Here is a 14,498-nt window from a genome sequence, read left to right as displayed (position 1 = left end):
GCGCGCTCCGGTCATCCGCCGACGGCGGCGATCTGCTGCGTCACGTCCGGCTTGGTCTTGAGGTAGCCGTAGCCGGCCAGCAGGTCGGCCAGCTTCTGCAGGCTCGCCTTGTCGACCTCCATCGAGAACACGCCGAGCTTCATCGCGGCCGCCGCCTGCGCGTCGATCTGCGTGTAGGTCGGGATGACCTCGTTGATGGCGGCGCGGTCCTCGCTCGCGATCTTCTGCGCCTTGGCCAGCGCCCGGTGGAAGGCGGCGGCGGTCTTCGGGTTCTGCGCCAGCCACGCCTCCGACACGCCCCAGCCGTCGATCGGGATGCCCGCGGTCACGCCGTCGGTGGTGTCGATCACCTCGGTCGCGCCCATCTTCGTCTTGGCCGCCGTCAGGAACGGCTCCACCAGCCAGGCCGCGTCCACCTGGCCGCCCGACAGCGCGTTGAGCTGGTCGGCGAACGGCACCGCGACGAACTTGACGTCCTCCGGCTTCAGCCCGGCCTCCTGCACGTGCGCGTTCGTGAGCGTCTGGCCGAGCGCCTTCAGCACGTTGACCGCCACCGTCCTGCCCTTGAGGTCGGCCGCCGTCTTGATCGGCGAGCCCTTGGGCACCACCACGCCCGCCACCCCGGGCGCCGCCTCCTGGCTGTGCTGGAGCAGCTTCAGCTTGGCCGCCCCCGAGTCGTTGATCGCCAACAGCGACACGTAGCTCGTCAGGAAGGCATCCATGCTGCCGTTCAAAATCTTCGGCATGACGGCCTGCGGCGCCTGGATCACCTCGGTCTTGACCGTCAGGCCCTCCTCCTTGAAGAAGCCCCGCTTCTCCGCGATGAACAGCGGCGCCGACGACGGCACCGGGACGATGCCCACGGTGAGCTGGGTCTTCTCCAGCCCGGAGCCGCCGGTGGCGGGGGCCGGGCCGTCGTCGCCACAGGCCGCGAGGCCGAGGACCAGCGCGAGCCCGAGGGCGCACGTGCGTGCCAACCGCATGTCACTCCTTACTGAACGCAGGTTCAGCGCACGCTCCACGAGGGTCGCTCGTTGAGCGCGCGCACGTCGGAATCGGTGATCGCATGCTGGGCGTCCGCCAGGGCCGCCAGCTCGTCCTCGGCCAGGACGTCCCGGATGTCGGCGAAGCCGCCGGGAGCCCGCCGCTCCACCAGCAGCACCATCTCGTCGGCCGGCAGCGAGCGGTGGCCCAGCACCAGCTCGGAGGTGACCGGCCGGCGTTCGGCCTCGTAACCGGCCAGCGCCTCGGCCGGGTCGGCCGTGGTCGCCAGGTGGCGGGCCAGCACCCGGGCGTCCAGCACCGCCTGCGACCCGCCGTTGGAGCCGACCGGGTACATCGGGTGCGCGGCGTCGCCGAGCAGCGTCACCCGGCCCGTCCCCCAGAACGGCAGCGGATCGCGGTCCACCATCGGGTATTCGAGGATGCGCGCGGAGGAGGCGATGAACGACGGGATGTCGAAGTGCCGGTACGCCCACCCGGCGTAGTGCGGCGCCACGTCCTCCAGCCGCCCCGGCCGCGACCAGTCGGCCGCGCCCGTCACGCCCGGCTCGGCCACCTTGACCTCGGCGACCCAGTTGACCCGGCGCGGGTGGGCGGGGGAGATGTGGTACGAGACGAACTTGCCCGCCGCGTTGGTGCCGGAGACCAGCACGGTCGAGCCGTCGAGCACCCGGTCGGCGTCGGCCACGCCGCGCCACATGCGGATCCCGTTCCAGCGCAGCGGATCGCCCGACGGGTGGAGCTGGGCGCGCACCGCCGACAGCACGCCGTCGGCGCCGACCAGCACGTCCGCCCGCTCGCGCAGCACCTCGCCCGACGCGGTGTCGCGCAGCGTGACCGTGACCCCCGCGGCGTCCTGCTCGAACTCCTCGAACCGGACGCCCAGCCGTACCGGCCCGACCCGCTCGCGCACCGCGGCGAGCAGGAGCATCTGCAGCTCACCCCGGTGGATGGAGTACTGCGGCCAGCGGTAGCCCGCCAGCCGGCCGCGCGGCAGCGCCAGGATCTCGCCGCCGAACCGGTCGGTGAAGGTCATGTACGTGGTCTCGACGCCGGTCGCGGCCAGCTCGGCGGCCAGGCCCAGCTCGGTGAGCTCGCGCACGGCGTGCGGCTGCAGGTTGATGCCCACGCCGAGCGGCAGCATCCGGGCGGCGCCCTCGACGACGACGCAGCCGATCCCCGCGGCGTGCAGGCTGAGCGCGGCCGTCAGGCCGCCGATCCCCCCGCCGACGATCAACACCCGCATCGGTGTCCCCCTGTCATGAGGCGGGGAGCGCCGCACCGGACGCTCCCCGGGCGATCACTTGGGAACGGCCTCGATGAGGCTCGCCGCCGCGCCCAGCTCGATGACCTCCGTCAGCCGGAGACCGGCCTCATCGAGAAGTGTGGCGTACTGCGCGGCGCTGCGCTCGGTGCCGCCGTCGAAGATGGCCAGCATGCGCATGTCCAGGTCGTTGCCCAGGTGCGGAGCCGGCTCGTCCGGCAGCACCACCTCCAGCACCAGCACCCGGCCGCCGGGGCCCATGGCGGCGCGGACGTTGCGCAGGATCCGCACCGCGTCCTCGTCGTCCCAGTTGTGCAGGACGCTGGACAGCAGGTAGACGTCGGCCCCGGCCGGGACCCCGTCGAAGAAGCTGCCCGCCACGACCTCGGTCCGGTCGGCCAGGCCCTCGGCCGCCAGCGCCTCACGGGCGCTGCCGGTCACGTGGTCGAGGTCGAACAGGATGCCGCGCATGCCGGGGTTGGCGTGCAGCACCGTGGCCAGGATGTGCCCCCGGCCGCCGGCGACGTCCACCATGGAGGCGGCGCCGGCGAAGTCGTAGCGCTTGACCAGGCCGTCGGTGAACGTGATGGCCCGGGTGGTCATGTACTCGTCGAACAGGCGGCTGGCCTCAGGCTGCGCCGCCAGGTGGTCGTACAGGTGGCCGTGGCGCCTGGCGAACGCCGAGCTGCCCTCGCGCACGGTGGACGGCAGGTTGCCCATGGCGTACCAGAAGCTCTCCTCGCCCAGCATGCGGATCGAGCTGCGGATCGAGCCGGGCACGTCGGAGCGCAGCGCGGTGCCCCGGGCGGTCAGGTCGTAGCCGTCGTCCCCGTGCGGCCTGACCACGTCCATGCCGGCCAGCTCGCGCAGCACCCGGCGGAGCGCGGGCGGGTGCGCCCCGCTGCGCCGGGCCAGCTCGCCGGTGTCGAGCGGCCCGTCCGCCAGGTGGTCGGCCAGGCCCAGCTCCGCCATGGTCAGCAGAGCCGCGAATCGCGAAATGTCGGATACGGCCCCCCAGAGGAGGTCTTCAGATGGGGACATGTGCCCTTCCGTAGAGATGAGAGGTCAAACCGTGCGGTTGGCCTGCCGGTGCCACACCAGCACGCGGCGCTCCGCCAGCACGAACAGCCCGTTGACGGCGTACCCGAGCACGCCGAGCAGCGCGATGGCCGCCCAGACGCCGGGCGCGTCGAAGGTGCGCTGCGCGTACAGGAGCTGGTAGCCGATGCCGTCGGTGCCGCCGAACAGCTCTGAGATCACCATGAGGATCAGCGCGAGCGACAGGCTCATCCGCAGTCCGGCGAAGATCTTCGGGGAGGCCGCCGGGATGACGACCACGCGCAGGCGCTCGGCCCTGGACAGGCCGAACACGGTCGCGGTCTCGGTGTAGGTCCGGTCGATGGCCCGGGCCCCGTCGATCGTGTTGAGCAGCACCGGCCAGATCACGCCGAACACGATCACCGCGAGCTGCGTCGCCAGCAGGCCCTGCAGCAGGACCACGAACAGCGGCAGCAGCAGTGGCGGCGGGATGGCGCGGCCGAACTCGATCAGCGCGTCGACGTAGTCGGTGGCCACCCGGGAACGGCCGAGCAGCACGCCCAGCACCACGCCGATCAGCGAGGCGAGGATCCACCCGCTGAACATGCGCCCGAGGCTGGGCAGCACGTTGTCCATCGCGTCGTCGGTCAGGAACAGCCGGGAGGCCGGGCCCGAGAACCACAGCTCGTACATGCGCGCGACGATCGTCGTCGGCGGGGGGAAGTCGAGGTCGCCGGCGGCGCGCGTGACGAGTTCCCACACGACCAGAACCACCGGGACGAACCACAGCTTGTTGAGCGTCTTCACGAGCGTGCCGCCCCCGTCCGCAGCGCGTGCCACCGGAACAGGCGGCGCTCCCCGGCCAGCAGGGCGAGGTTCGCCAGCACGCCGAAGACGCCCGCCCACACGGTCGCCGCCATGATGAGGTCCATCCGGTTGGCGCTGCCGGCCATCACCACGTACACGCCCAGCCCGTCGGAGCCGCCGGCGACCAGCTCGGCGCTCACCGCCAGCACCAGCGCGATGCCGGCGGCGATCCGCACGCCCGTCGCGACGAACGGCGCGGCGTTCGGCAGGCTCACCCGCCTCAGCACGGCCAGCTCCCCGAACCCGAAGGTCCGCAGCGAGTCCTTGGCCAGCGGATCGACGTCGTGCATGCCGTACAGCGTGTTGATCAGGATCGGCCACAACGACGCGAACACGATGACCGAGACCTTCATCCACTGGTCCGACGGGATCAGCAGGATCGCGAGCGGGATGATCGCGACGGACGGGATGGGACGCAGGAACTCCACCAGGGGCCGCACCGCCTGCTCCACCGGCGGCACCGCGCCGAGCAGCACGCCCAGGGGGACGGCCACGGCCACGGCGATCAGCAGGCCGAGCCCCCAGTTGCCGATCGTCGTCAGGCTCCCGGCCAGGAAGTCCGGGTCGGCGGGGAGCCGCACGGCCTCCAGGAAGATGACGGACGGCGGCGGGAACAGCAGATCCTCGCTCATGACGAAGCGGATGAACAGCTCGCCGGCCACAAGGAAGCCCGCGGCGCCGATGACGCCGCGGGTCAGGCGCGCTCTGGTCATCCGCTCGTCGGCGCCGGGACGATGACCGAGGAGACGTCGATGGGGCTGCTCAGGTACTTGTACTCGGCCATGAGGTCGGCGACCTTCTGCAGGCGGTCGCGGTTCAGCTCACTCGGGAAGGTGCCCAGGGTGATGACCGACGCGGTCTTGGCGTCGATCTTCGTGTAGGTCGGGATCATCTTCTCGATCTCCTTGCGGTCGCTGGAGGCGAGCTCCTGCGCCTTGGAGATGGCCCGCTGGAACGCGGCCAGCGTCTTCGGGTACTTCTGCACCCACTCGTCGGTGGCCATCCAGCCCGCGATGGGCAGGTTCTCGGTCTGGCCGGTCATCGTGTCGGCGAGCTTGGTGAAGCCGAACTGGCTCTGGTTGGCGGTGATGAACGGCTCGGTGATCCAGGCCGCGTCCGCCTGGCCGCTGTTGACCGCGTTGCCCATTTCGGGGAACGGCTTCTCGGCGAATTTGACGTCGTCTTTAGTTAGCCCCGCGACCTTCAGCTGAGTCTCGACCGCGAGCTGGGCGACGTTGTTCAGGTTGTTGACCAGGATGGTCTTGCCCTTGAGTTCAGCCACCGTCTTGATGGAAGAATCCTTGGGCACCATGATGTTGAAGGTGTTCGGACCTGCCTGATACATGTCGGCGACGAGCTTGATCTTCTCGCCCTGTGCCACGGCGGCGAACGTCGAGACGTAGTTGGTCTGCGAGATGTCGAGCTCGCGGCTCTTGATTTTCGGGATGGCCGCCGCGCCACCGGTGATGATGACCGGCTCCACGGTGAGGCCTTCCGCCTTGAAGAAGCCCTTCGCGTTGGCGATATAGACGGAAACGGGGTCGGGGATGGGGAGCACCCCGACCTTGATGGTCGTCTTCTCGAGCCCTGAGCCGTTCGCGGACGTCGTGCCGGCCTCCTCGCCGGCACCGCAGCCGGCGAGGGTGAGCGCGAGCGCGGCGCCGACGACGACCGCGCGACCGCGCAAAGTGCGTGTCATGGGAAGGTCTCCTACCAGGGGGGAAGCTTTTAGAGACTGGCAATCGGTTGCCGGGCGTGAGCGTACCGGAGCAGGGGATCATAGCTGAAGCACTATGCCGCGTATATGTTAATTTTTCTGCTTTGAGGTGTAATTATCGCGTTATGCCGCCAGAACCTGCCTTATTGGGTCTTACGGGGTATATGTCCGGATTGGCGGCGGTCGCGCTCCGTGTATGAAACCTCGCGACGTGCACCAAGGCGGGCTTGGAACGGTCTAATACTTGTGAGACGTTGGCTGAACTATGAGGTTTGTGCTCAAATTGGGCCCGAACTTGCCTGCGATCACTCCGTCGGCGTGACAAAGCCGCTCATCCCCCAGCAGGCCATGGCGAGAGGCTCCACAGTGAGGACAACAACGACCGAAGCCGGTCGTCGTAGGGCTCCAGACATGCCGCAAGAGCCCGCGCCGGCTCGGGCGCCGGTGCCGGAGGCGCCCAAACCGGGCAGCGCTTTCGCGCTGCGCAACTGGCGTGTACGCACCCGCCTCATCGCCCTCATCGCCATCCCGACCATCGTCGGCGTCATCCTGGGCGCGCTGCGCATCACGACCTCGTTCAGCAGCGCCCAGGAGTACCAGCGCATCGGCGAGACGAGCGCGCTGGTGGCGCAGGTGGGCGAGCTCTCCCGCGAGCTGGCTCTCGAACGCGACCTCGCCACCCGCTTCGTCGCCCAGAACAAGCGGCAGGCCGACCTCCAGGCGCTCACCTCGCAGTACGAGATCGTGAACGTCAGCGTCAAGCGGACCGAGGAGGCCGCCACCTCGGCCGAGGCGTCGCTGTCCGACCTGGGCCGCAGGCGCCTGGCCAACATCCGCGTCCGGCTGGACCAGATCCCCTCGATGCGCGAGACGGTCACCAAGACCCAGCTGCCGCCGCTGCCGACGATGGAGAAGTACTCCGAGACCATCGCCGAGCTGCTGCAGCTCTACGACGAGGTGGCGCAGGGCTCGACCGACGAGCAGCTCACCGCGACGAGCTCGGCCATGCGCGCCGTCGCCCGCGTCCAGGAGGAGGCCTCCAAGCAGCGCGCCCTGCTGTCCATCGCGCTGATCCGCGGCGAGTTCAGCGAGCCCGGCTTCAACGCCTTCCTGGACGCCCGCGCCCGCCGCGAGAGCGAGCGGACCTCGTTCCGCGCCGTCGCCACCGCCGCCCAGCGCCAGTTCTACGACAACACCGTCACCAGCCAGGAGATCGGCCGCGCCGAGTTCTACGTGGCCAGAGCGGTCTTCCTGCACAACGGCGGCGTGCCGCTCCAGCGGCTCGACACCACCTCCAGGAACGACGTCAGGCTCTGGTTCGACGCCATCAGCGAGACCGTCGACAAGCTGCACGTGGTGCAGAAGTCGCTGTCGCAGCAGATCGCCACCCGAAGCGCCGACCTCCAGAGCGCCGACCGGCAGGCCGCCGCGATCAGCATCGGCGTCGTCGTCGCGCTGCTGCTGCTGGTCCTCGCCGTCACCGCCGTGATGGCCCGCTCGCTCGTGCGCCCGCTGCGCCGCCTGCGCGGCGACGCGCTCAAGGTCGCCGGCAACACGCTGCCCGAGCTCGTCCGCCAGCTCCGCGAGAACGAGGTCCAGCCCGAGCAACTGCACGTGCCGCCCATCGACATCGCCTCCAAGGACGAGATCGGTGAAGTCGCCCGCGCCTTCGACGAGGTCCACCGCGAAGCGGTCCGCCTGGCGGCCGAGGAGTCCCGCCTGCGCTCCAACGTCAACGCGATGTTCGTGAACCTTTCACGGCGTTCGCAGACGCTGGTGGAGCGTCAGATCACCCTGATCGACGGGCTGGAGCAGGGCGAGCAGGACGAGCAGCGGCTGGGCAACCTGTTCAAGCTCGACCACCTGGCCACCCGCATGCGCCGCAACAGCGAGAACCTGCTGGTCCTCGCCGGCCAGGACCCGCCGCGCCGCTGGAGCCAGCCGGTCAAGCTCGTCGACGTCGCCCGCGCCTCCCTGTCGGAGGTCGAGAACTACGAGCGCGTGCTCCTCCAGGTCCCCGACGGCGTCTCCGTCGCCGGCCAGGCCGTCAACGACGTCATCCACCTCATCGCCGAGCTGGTCGAGAACGCCCTGTCGTTCTCCCCGCGCGAGACCCGCGTGACCGTCTCCGGCAGCCGCATCGACGGCGGCGGCGTCATGCTGTCCATCAGCGACTCCGGCATCGGCATGACCCAGGAGGAGCTGGCCCAGGCCAACGACCGCCTGACCGACGCGCCCACCGTCGACGTGTCCGTCTCGCGGCGCATGGGCCTGTTCGTGGTCGCCAGGCTGGCCCACCGCCACGGCATCCGCGTCCAGCTCAGGCCCCAGGGCGGCGGCGGGCTCACCGCCATGGTCCTGGTGCCCGAGTCGCTGCTCGGCGCCCAGACGCCCGCCTTCGACACCCCGGCCGCCGCGGGCGCCGCCCCGGTGGCGCCCGCCCCGGTCGCCGACCGCGGCGGCCGCATGGACGCCTTCACCCCCGCCCAGCCGGCGGCGGCCGCGGCGCCCCCGTGGCAGGGCGGCTCGTTCCAGATGAGCCCCGCCCACCCCTCGTACCCGGGCGCCGACCCCACCGGGTCCTGGCCGTCCGCGCCGCAGTGGCCCTCCCAGGCCGACGGCTGGCCGTCCGACCCGCGCAGCACCAGCGGCGGTTACGACACCGCCGACGTGTGGATCCCCTCCCGCGTCCCCGGCGGCTGGGCCGGCGAAGGCGAGCCGCTGCCCAAGCGGCCCACCGAGCAGCCGGTCCCGCGCGAGTTCGACGACTGGCCCGACACCGGCGCGCAGAAGCGCAACCGCTACGACTTCCCGGAGACCGAGTCCGCCGCCACCGGGCCCATGCCCGTGGTGGGCGGCAACGCCCCCTCCGCCGGCGACGAGTTCCTGCCGATCTTCGCCTCGGTGGAGTCGGCCTGGTTCGAGCAGGGCGGCAGCGGCAGCGCCAACTGGGGCTCGTCCACGGCCGACGCCGGGTGGAGCGCCGCCCAGGCCGCCGCCGAGCCGGTGCGCGACGGGGCGACCGCCTCCGGGCTGCCCAAGCGGGTGCCCAAGGCCAACCTGGTGCCGGGCTCGGCCGACACGGCATCGGCCCCGAAGGGCGTCGTCCCGATGCCCACGGTCTCGCCCGACCGGGTACGCAGCCGCCTGTCCAGCTTCCAGCAGGGCTTCCGGGCGGCACGCGACGACATCAGCGGGGGCAGGGCATTCTCCTCTGACCCGAGGAAAGACGACAACAGGGAGGAGGGCGCGTGAACGACCTGAGTCATTCGGCGCGCGGCGTCGACTGGCTGATCACCGACTTCGTGAGCACCGTCCCCGGCGTCGCGCATGCGGTGGTGGTGTCGTCCGACGGGCTGCCGCTGGCCGCGTCGTCGGGGTTCCCGGCGGACCGGGCCGACCAGCTGGCCGCCATCGCTTCCGGCCTGGTGAGCCTGACACAGGGCGCCGCTCGGGTGTTCGAAGGCGGTGCGGTCAATCAGACCATCGTGGAGATGCAGCGGGGGCTGATGCTGATCATGGCGATCAGCGACGGCTCCTGCCTGGCCGTGCTCGCGGCCCCCGACTGCGACATGGGACTGGTGGCGTACCAGATGACATTGATGGTGGATCGCGCCGGACAGGTGCTTACCCCGGCGGTGCGCGCGGAGCTGCGCGCCAGCCAGACCAGGTGATGTAGGTGACGGACCCCAGATGGAACACCGGCGGCTGGGACCCTCAGCCGCCCCCGCAGCCGGCCTCCGACCCCGCGTCGCCGGTCCGTCCCTACGCGGTGACCGGCGGGCGCACCGCGCCCAAGCTGAAACTGGCGATGGAGGCGCTGGTGTCGTCGGCCACGGCCGAGCACCGGGAGTTCTCCCACATCACGCCGGAGTACCAGGCGATCAGCCAGCTCTGCAGGCAGGTGCGCTCGGTGGCCGAGGTCTCGGCGCTGTTGCGGATGCCGCTGGGCGTGGTCCGGGTGCTGATCGCCGACATGGCCGCCGAAGGCCTGGTCCGCGTCCACCAGCCGCAGCTGGAGGCCGGAAGGCCGGATGTCAACCTGCTTGAAAGGGTGCTCAGTGGACTTCGCAGGCTCTAGCCCCGGCCTAACCTCGACGAAGATCGTCGTGGCCGGGGGATTCGGGGTGGGCAAGACGACGTTCGTGGGGGCCGTGTCGGAGATCATGCCGCTCACGACCGAGGCCGTGATGACCGACGCCTCGGCCGGCATCGACGACCTCGGCATGACCCCGCTCAAGTCGACCACCACCGTCGCGCTCGACTTCGGCCGCGTCTCGCTCGACCGCGACCTGATCCTGTACGTGTTCGGGACGCCCGGGCAGCACCGGTTCTGGTTCATGTGGGACGACCTCGTACGGGGCGCCATCGGGGCCGTCGTGCTGGTCGACACGCGGCGGCTGGCCGACAGCTTCCCCGCGATCGACTACTTCGAGGAGGCCCAGCTCCCGTTCGTGGTCGGGATCAACGGCTGGGAGGGGCAGTACCCGCACACCGACGCGGAGGTGCGTGACGCGCTCACGCTGGCCCCGCACATCCCGCTGGTGCGGCTCGACGCCCGTTCCAAGGACTCGGTCAAGAGCACGCTCATCAACCTGGTCGAGCACGCGCTCTCGGTCCGGATGGCCGTGCCAGGCTGGAACGGCTAGCGAAGCGGATAGGCTGAGACCAGACCCACATTCGCTTTCGAGGACTGGCCAACCACGTGTTCGAGACGCTATCCGACCGGCTGACATCGGTCTTCTCCTCCCTCCGATCCAAGGGGCGACTGTCCGACGCGGACATCGACGCCACCACCCGCGAGATCCGCATCGCGCTGCTCGAGGCCGATGTCGCGCTGCCGGTGGTCAAGGCGTTCGTCGCCCAGGTGAAGGAGCGCGCCCGCGGCGCAGAGGTCTCCCAGGCGCTCAACCCGGCGCAGCAGGTCGTCAAGATCGTCAATGACGAGCTGATCGAGATCCTCGGCGGCGAGACCCGCAGGCTCCGCTACGCCAAGACGCCGCCGACGGTCATCATGCTCGCCGGCCTCCAGGGCGCCGGCAAGACCACGCTGGCCGGCAAGCTGGCCCGCTGGCTGCGCGAGCAGGGCCACGTGCCGCTGCTCGTCGCCGCCGACCTCCAGCGGCCCAACGCCGTCGGGCAGCTCCAGGTCATGGGCGAGCGCGCCCAGGTCGCCGTCTACGCCCCCGAGCCCGGCAACGGCGTCGGCGACCCGATCGCCGTGGCCCGCCAGTCGATCGACGAGGCCCGGCGCCAGCAGCACGACATCGTCATCATCGACACCGCCGGCCGCCTGGGCATCGACCAGGAGATGATGAAGCAGGCCGCCGACATCCGCGACGCGGTGCGGCCCGACGAGGTCCTGTTCGTCGTCGACGCCATGATCGGCCAGGACGCCGTCACCACGGCCCAGGCGTTCATGGAGGGCGTCGGCTTCGACGGCGTCGTGCTGACCAAGCTCGACGGCGACGCCCGAGGCGGCGCGGCCCTGTCGGTCAGGCACATCACCGGCCGGCCGATCATGTTCGCCTCCACCGGCGAGAAGCTGGAAGACTTCGACGCCTTCCACCCCGACCGGATGGCCTCCCGCATCCTCGACATGGGTGACATCCTCACCCTGATCGAGCAGGCGCAGAAGACGTTCGACGAGGAGCAGGCCGCCAAGATGGCGGGCAAGCTCACCTCGGGCGAGAACTTCACGCTCGACGACTTCCTCGAGCAGATGATGATGGTCCAGAAGATGGGCCCGATCAAGAACCTGCTCGGCATGATGCCCGGCATGGGGCAGATGCGGGACCAGCTCAACGCCATCGACGATCGCGACCTCGACCGCATCGCCGCCATCATCCGCTCGATGACGCCCGGCGAGCGACAGGACCCGAAGATCATCAATGGCTCCCGCCGCGCCCGCATCGCCGCCGGCTCCGGCGTGACCGTCAGCGCCGTCAGCAACCTCGTCACCCGCTTCTTCGAGGCCCAGAAGATGATGAAGCGCATGGCGGGCGGCATGGGCATCCCCGGCATGCCGGGCGGCCGGGGCAAGGCGCAGAAGGCTCAGAAGAAGGGCAAGAAGGGGCGCCGCGTGAGCGGTGACCCGCGCAAGGCGGCCCTCGGCAAGCAGGCCCAGGAGGCGCCCGCCGACGAGCCCAAGCCGGGCGGCGTGCTGGGCAACCTCGGCGGCAAGCTGCCTCCGGGCATGGAGCTGCCGCCGGGCTTCGACCCGTCCAAGCTCAGGCTGCCGGGCCAGAAGTAATTTTTGCCGCGCGACGCCGGTGCGGAGTGCGGGGCAGTGGCGCGCGTCTGGCACAATGGCATGTTGGAACACCGTGACCAGGCGGGTGCCCTCTCACCTCCCGCCGGCCGCGTTTGTCCCTGGAGTTGGATTCGCATCGTGCCCCACTCGATGAGGAGCCGCTCACCCGCGCTCTAATGCAGGAGAGACCACACCCGTGGCAGTCAAGATCAAGCTCAAGCGGCTCGGCATGATCCGCAACGCTCAATACCGTATCGTCGTCGCCGACAGCCGCACCAAGCGTGACGGCCGGGCGATCGAGGAGATCGGCCTGTACCACCCGAAGGAGAACCCTTCGCGCATCGAGGTCAACGCCGAGCGCGCCGCTTACTGGCTGGGAGTCGGCGCGCAGCCGACCGAGCCGGTGCTCAAGCTGCTCAAGCTCACCGGTGACTGGCAGAAGTACAAGGGCGAGCCCGCGCCGGCGCCGATGAAGGTCGCCGAGCCCGCGCCCGACCGTCAGGCCCTCTACGAGGCCGCGGCCAAGGAGGCGCTGTCCGGTGGCGACACCGGCACGGCCGCCACCACGCCGAAGAAGGCCAAGAAGAAGGACGAGGCCGAGGCCCCTGCCGAGACCCCGGCCGAGGCGGAGGCCTGACGTGCTCGAGGAGGCCCTCGAGCACCTCGTTAAGGGCATCGTCGAACATCCCGACGATGTCCGGGTCCGCGCACGCCGCATCCGCAGCGGGCGCGTCCTGGAGGTCCGGGTGCACCCCGAGGACCTGGGCAAGGTCATCGGACGCGGTGGGCGCACCGCCAAGGCGCTGCGCACCGTCGTGAACGCCCTGGCCGACGGGAAGTACGTCCGGGTCGACCTGCTCGACCTGCACGAAGCAGTCCGTTAGCGTCAGGAAATTCCCGCGCCCTCATCGGTTGCCGCCGATGGGGGCGCTCCGCGTTGGAAAGAGGTACAGGTGCAGCTGGTCGTCGGCCGGATAGGCCGCCCGCACGGCGTACGCGGCGAGGTGACCGTCGAGGTGCGCACCGACGATCCCGAGGTGCGCTTCGCCGCCGGCACGTCGATCGCCACCGACCCGCCGGGGCGGGGGCCGCTCGTCGTCGAGAGCCGCCGCTGGCACAAGGGCATGCTCCTGGTCGCCTTCGCCGGCGTCGCGGGCCGTGACGCGGCCGAGGAGCTGCGCGGCACCATGCTGGTCATCGACTCCGCCGACGTGGCGCCGACCGGCGACCCCGACGAGTTCCACGACCACCAGCTCATCGGCCTCGCGGTCGTCACCACCGGCGGCGAGCCCGTCGGCGAGGTCACCGACGTGCTCCACCACGGCCAGGACCTGCTCGTCGTACGGCGCGCGGGCGGCGGGGACGACGCGCTCATCCCGTTCGTGAAGGCCCTGGTGCCGGAGGTGGACCCGGAGGGCGGCAGGCTGGTCGTCGACCCGCCGGAGGGCCTGCTGTGACCCGGCTCGACATCATCTCGATCTTCCCCGAGTACTTCGCGCCGCTCGACGTCTCCCTCATCGGCAAGGCGCGGGAGCGCGGCATCCTCGTCGTGCGCACCCACCAGCTCCGCGACTGGGCGCACGACGTGCACAAGACCGTCGACGACACCCCGTACGGGGGCGGTCCCGGCATGGTGATGAAGCCGGAGGTCTGGGGCGAGGCGCTCGACGACGTCATCGGCGACGGAGCCCCGCGCATGATCGTGCCGACGCCGAGCGGCCGCCCTTTCACCCAGGAGCTCGCCCAGGAGCTGGCCGCCGAGCCGTGGCTGCTGTTCGCCTGCGGCCGCTACGAGGGCATCGACTCGCGCGTCATGGCCGAGTACGGCACGCGGCTGCGCGTCGACGAGGTCAGCATCGGCGACTACGTGCTCGCCGGCGGCGAGGTGGCGGTGCTGGTGATGGTGGAGGCCATCGGCCGGCTGCTGCCCGGCGTGCTCGGCAACGCCCACTCGGCCGTCGACGACTCCTTCGCGCCCGGCGCGATGCGCAACCTGCTCGAAGGCCCCGTCTACACCAAGCCGCCGGTGTGGCGCGGGCACGAGGTGCCCGCCGTGCTGCTGTCCGGCCACCACGGCAAGGTCGCCCGCTGGCGCCGTGACGAGGCGCTGCGCCGCACCGTCGCCAACAGGCCCGAGCTGGCGGCGGCCATCGACCCCGCGACGCTCGACAAGCACGACCGGCGGCTGCTCGACGAGCTGTCGTTTCGCCTCCCGCCGGAAGATGTGGCACACTGAAGCGTTGCCAATCGTCAGGTGGTTGGTCAGCCATGCCCGGGAAAGCGTTCCCGGGTCCACCAGATCAGCAAGCGTGTCCGCCACGAGCCCAGGCCGGGTGGACCTCCGCGTGCTCGCGAGA

General features: G+C 70.6%; 15 protein-coding genes. 9 read left to right on the top strand and 6 right to left on the bottom strand.

The features are described from left to right. Positions 1 to 11: 11 nt before the first annotated feature. The 6 genes from ACWDXC_RS00485 to ACWDXC_RS00460 are packed head-to-tail and all read right to left on the bottom strand — an operon-like array spanning position 12 to position 5,870. Positions 12 to 983, bottom strand: coding sequence for an ABC transporter substrate-binding protein (locus ACWDXC_RS00485; protein ID WP_364180363.1), 972 nt, complete (start codon positions 981 to 983; stop codon positions 12 to 14). A 23-nt stretch (positions 984 to 1,006) separates the two neighbouring features. Beyond that, positions 1,007 to 2,248, bottom strand: a complete 1,242-nt coding sequence (locus tag ACWDXC_RS00480) for a flavin-dependent oxidoreductase (protein ID WP_364180361.1) — start codon at positions 2,246 to 2,248, stop codon at positions 1,007 to 1,009. A 54-nt stretch (positions 2,249 to 2,302) separates the two neighbouring features. Then, the gene (locus ACWDXC_RS00475) at positions 2,303 to 3,307 is read right to left on the bottom strand and encodes a methyltransferase (RefSeq protein ID WP_449976502.1); all 1,005 of its coding nucleotides are present in this window, start codon (positions 3,305 to 3,307) and stop codon (positions 2,303 to 2,305) included. A 24-nt stretch (positions 3,308 to 3,331) separates the two neighbouring features. Beyond that, positions 3,332 to 4,144, bottom strand: a complete 813-nt coding sequence (locus tag ACWDXC_RS00470) for an ABC transporter permease (protein ID WP_308126088.1) — start codon at positions 4,142 to 4,144, stop codon at positions 3,332 to 3,334. Then, the gene (locus tag ACWDXC_RS00465; RefSeq protein WP_449976500.1) at positions 4,108 to 4,884 is read right to left on the bottom strand and encodes an ABC transporter permease; all 777 of its coding nucleotides are present in this window, start codon (positions 4,882 to 4,884) and stop codon (positions 4,108 to 4,110) included. The genes ACWDXC_RS00470 and ACWDXC_RS00465 overlap by 37 nt, the downstream gene beginning before the upstream one ends. Next, positions 4,881 to 5,870 carry an ABC transporter substrate-binding protein gene (locus tag ACWDXC_RS00460; protein ID WP_449976498.1) on the bottom strand — a complete coding sequence of 330 codons (990 nt, stop codon included), beginning with the start codon at positions 5,868 to 5,870 and terminating at the stop codon, positions 4,881 to 4,883. The genes ACWDXC_RS00465 and ACWDXC_RS00460 overlap by 4 nt, the downstream gene beginning before the upstream one ends. Positions 5,871 to 6,299: 429 nt before the next feature. Here ACWDXC_RS00460 and ACWDXC_RS00455 point away from each other — a divergent pair, with 429 nt between their 5' ends. The 9 genes from ACWDXC_RS00455 (at position 6,300) to trmD (ending at position 14,377) form a co-directional block, all read left to right on the top strand. After that, a complete protein-coding gene (locus ACWDXC_RS00455) occupies positions 6,300 to 9,143 on the top strand; it encodes a sensor histidine kinase (RefSeq protein WP_219512042.1) in 2,844 nt (947 codons plus the stop codon). Continuing rightward, positions 9,140 to 9,562 carry a roadblock/LC7 domain-containing protein gene (locus ACWDXC_RS00450; RefSeq protein WP_219512032.1) on the top strand — a complete coding sequence of 141 codons (423 nt, stop codon included), beginning with the start codon at positions 9,140 to 9,142 and terminating at the stop codon, positions 9,560 to 9,562. Before ACWDXC_RS00455 ends, ACWDXC_RS00450 begins: the two co-directional genes overlap by 4 nt. A 5-nt stretch (positions 9,563 to 9,567) precedes the next feature. After that, the gene (locus ACWDXC_RS00445; protein ID WP_219512024.1) at positions 9,568 to 9,969 is read left to right on the top strand and encodes a DUF742 domain-containing protein; all 402 of its coding nucleotides are present in this window, start codon (positions 9,568 to 9,570) and stop codon (positions 9,967 to 9,969) included. Further along, a complete protein-coding gene (locus tag ACWDXC_RS00440; protein WP_219512022.1) occupies positions 9,923 to 10,537 on the top strand; it encodes a GTP-binding protein in 615 nt (204 codons plus the stop codon). The genes ACWDXC_RS00445 and ACWDXC_RS00440 overlap by 47 nt, the downstream gene beginning before the upstream one ends. Positions 10,538 to 10,593: 56 nt before the next feature. After that, positions 10,594 to 12,141 (top strand): signal recognition particle protein, encoded by a 1,548-nt coding sequence (ffh, locus tag ACWDXC_RS00435; RefSeq protein WP_219512020.1) that lies wholly within the window; start codon positions 10,594 to 10,596, stop codon positions 12,139 to 12,141. Between the two features lie 196 nt (positions 12,142 to 12,337). Then, entirely contained in the window at positions 12,338 to 12,778 is a 441-nt protein-coding gene (rpsP, locus tag ACWDXC_RS00430) for a 30S ribosomal protein S16 (protein WP_364180351.1), read from the top strand. A 1-nt stretch (position 12,779) separates the two neighbouring features. Further along, positions 12,780 to 13,025: an RNA-binding protein gene (locus ACWDXC_RS00425; RefSeq protein ID WP_043634919.1), complete on the top strand. Its 246-nt coding sequence runs from the start codon at positions 12,780 to 12,782 to the stop codon at positions 13,023 to 13,025. A gap of 69 nt (positions 13,026 to 13,094) precedes the next feature. Continuing rightward, positions 13,095 to 13,598 (top strand): ribosome maturation factor RimM, encoded by a 504-nt coding sequence (gene rimM / locus ACWDXC_RS00420; protein ID WP_449976491.1) that lies wholly within the window; start codon positions 13,095 to 13,097, stop codon positions 13,596 to 13,598. After that, positions 13,595 to 14,377, top strand: coding sequence for a tRNA (guanosine(37)-N1)-methyltransferase TrmD (gene trmD, locus ACWDXC_RS00415; protein WP_449976489.1), 783 nt, complete (start codon positions 13,595 to 13,597; stop codon positions 14,375 to 14,377). Before rimM ends, trmD begins: the two co-directional genes overlap by 4 nt. The last annotated feature ends 121 nt before the right edge of the window (positions 14,378 to 14,498 follow it).

Source organism: Nonomuraea sp. NPDC003214 (assembly GCF_053590035.1).
The sequence above is the reverse complement of the archived record's forward strand: the minus strand, read 5'-3'. Positions and strand labels throughout refer to the sequence as shown.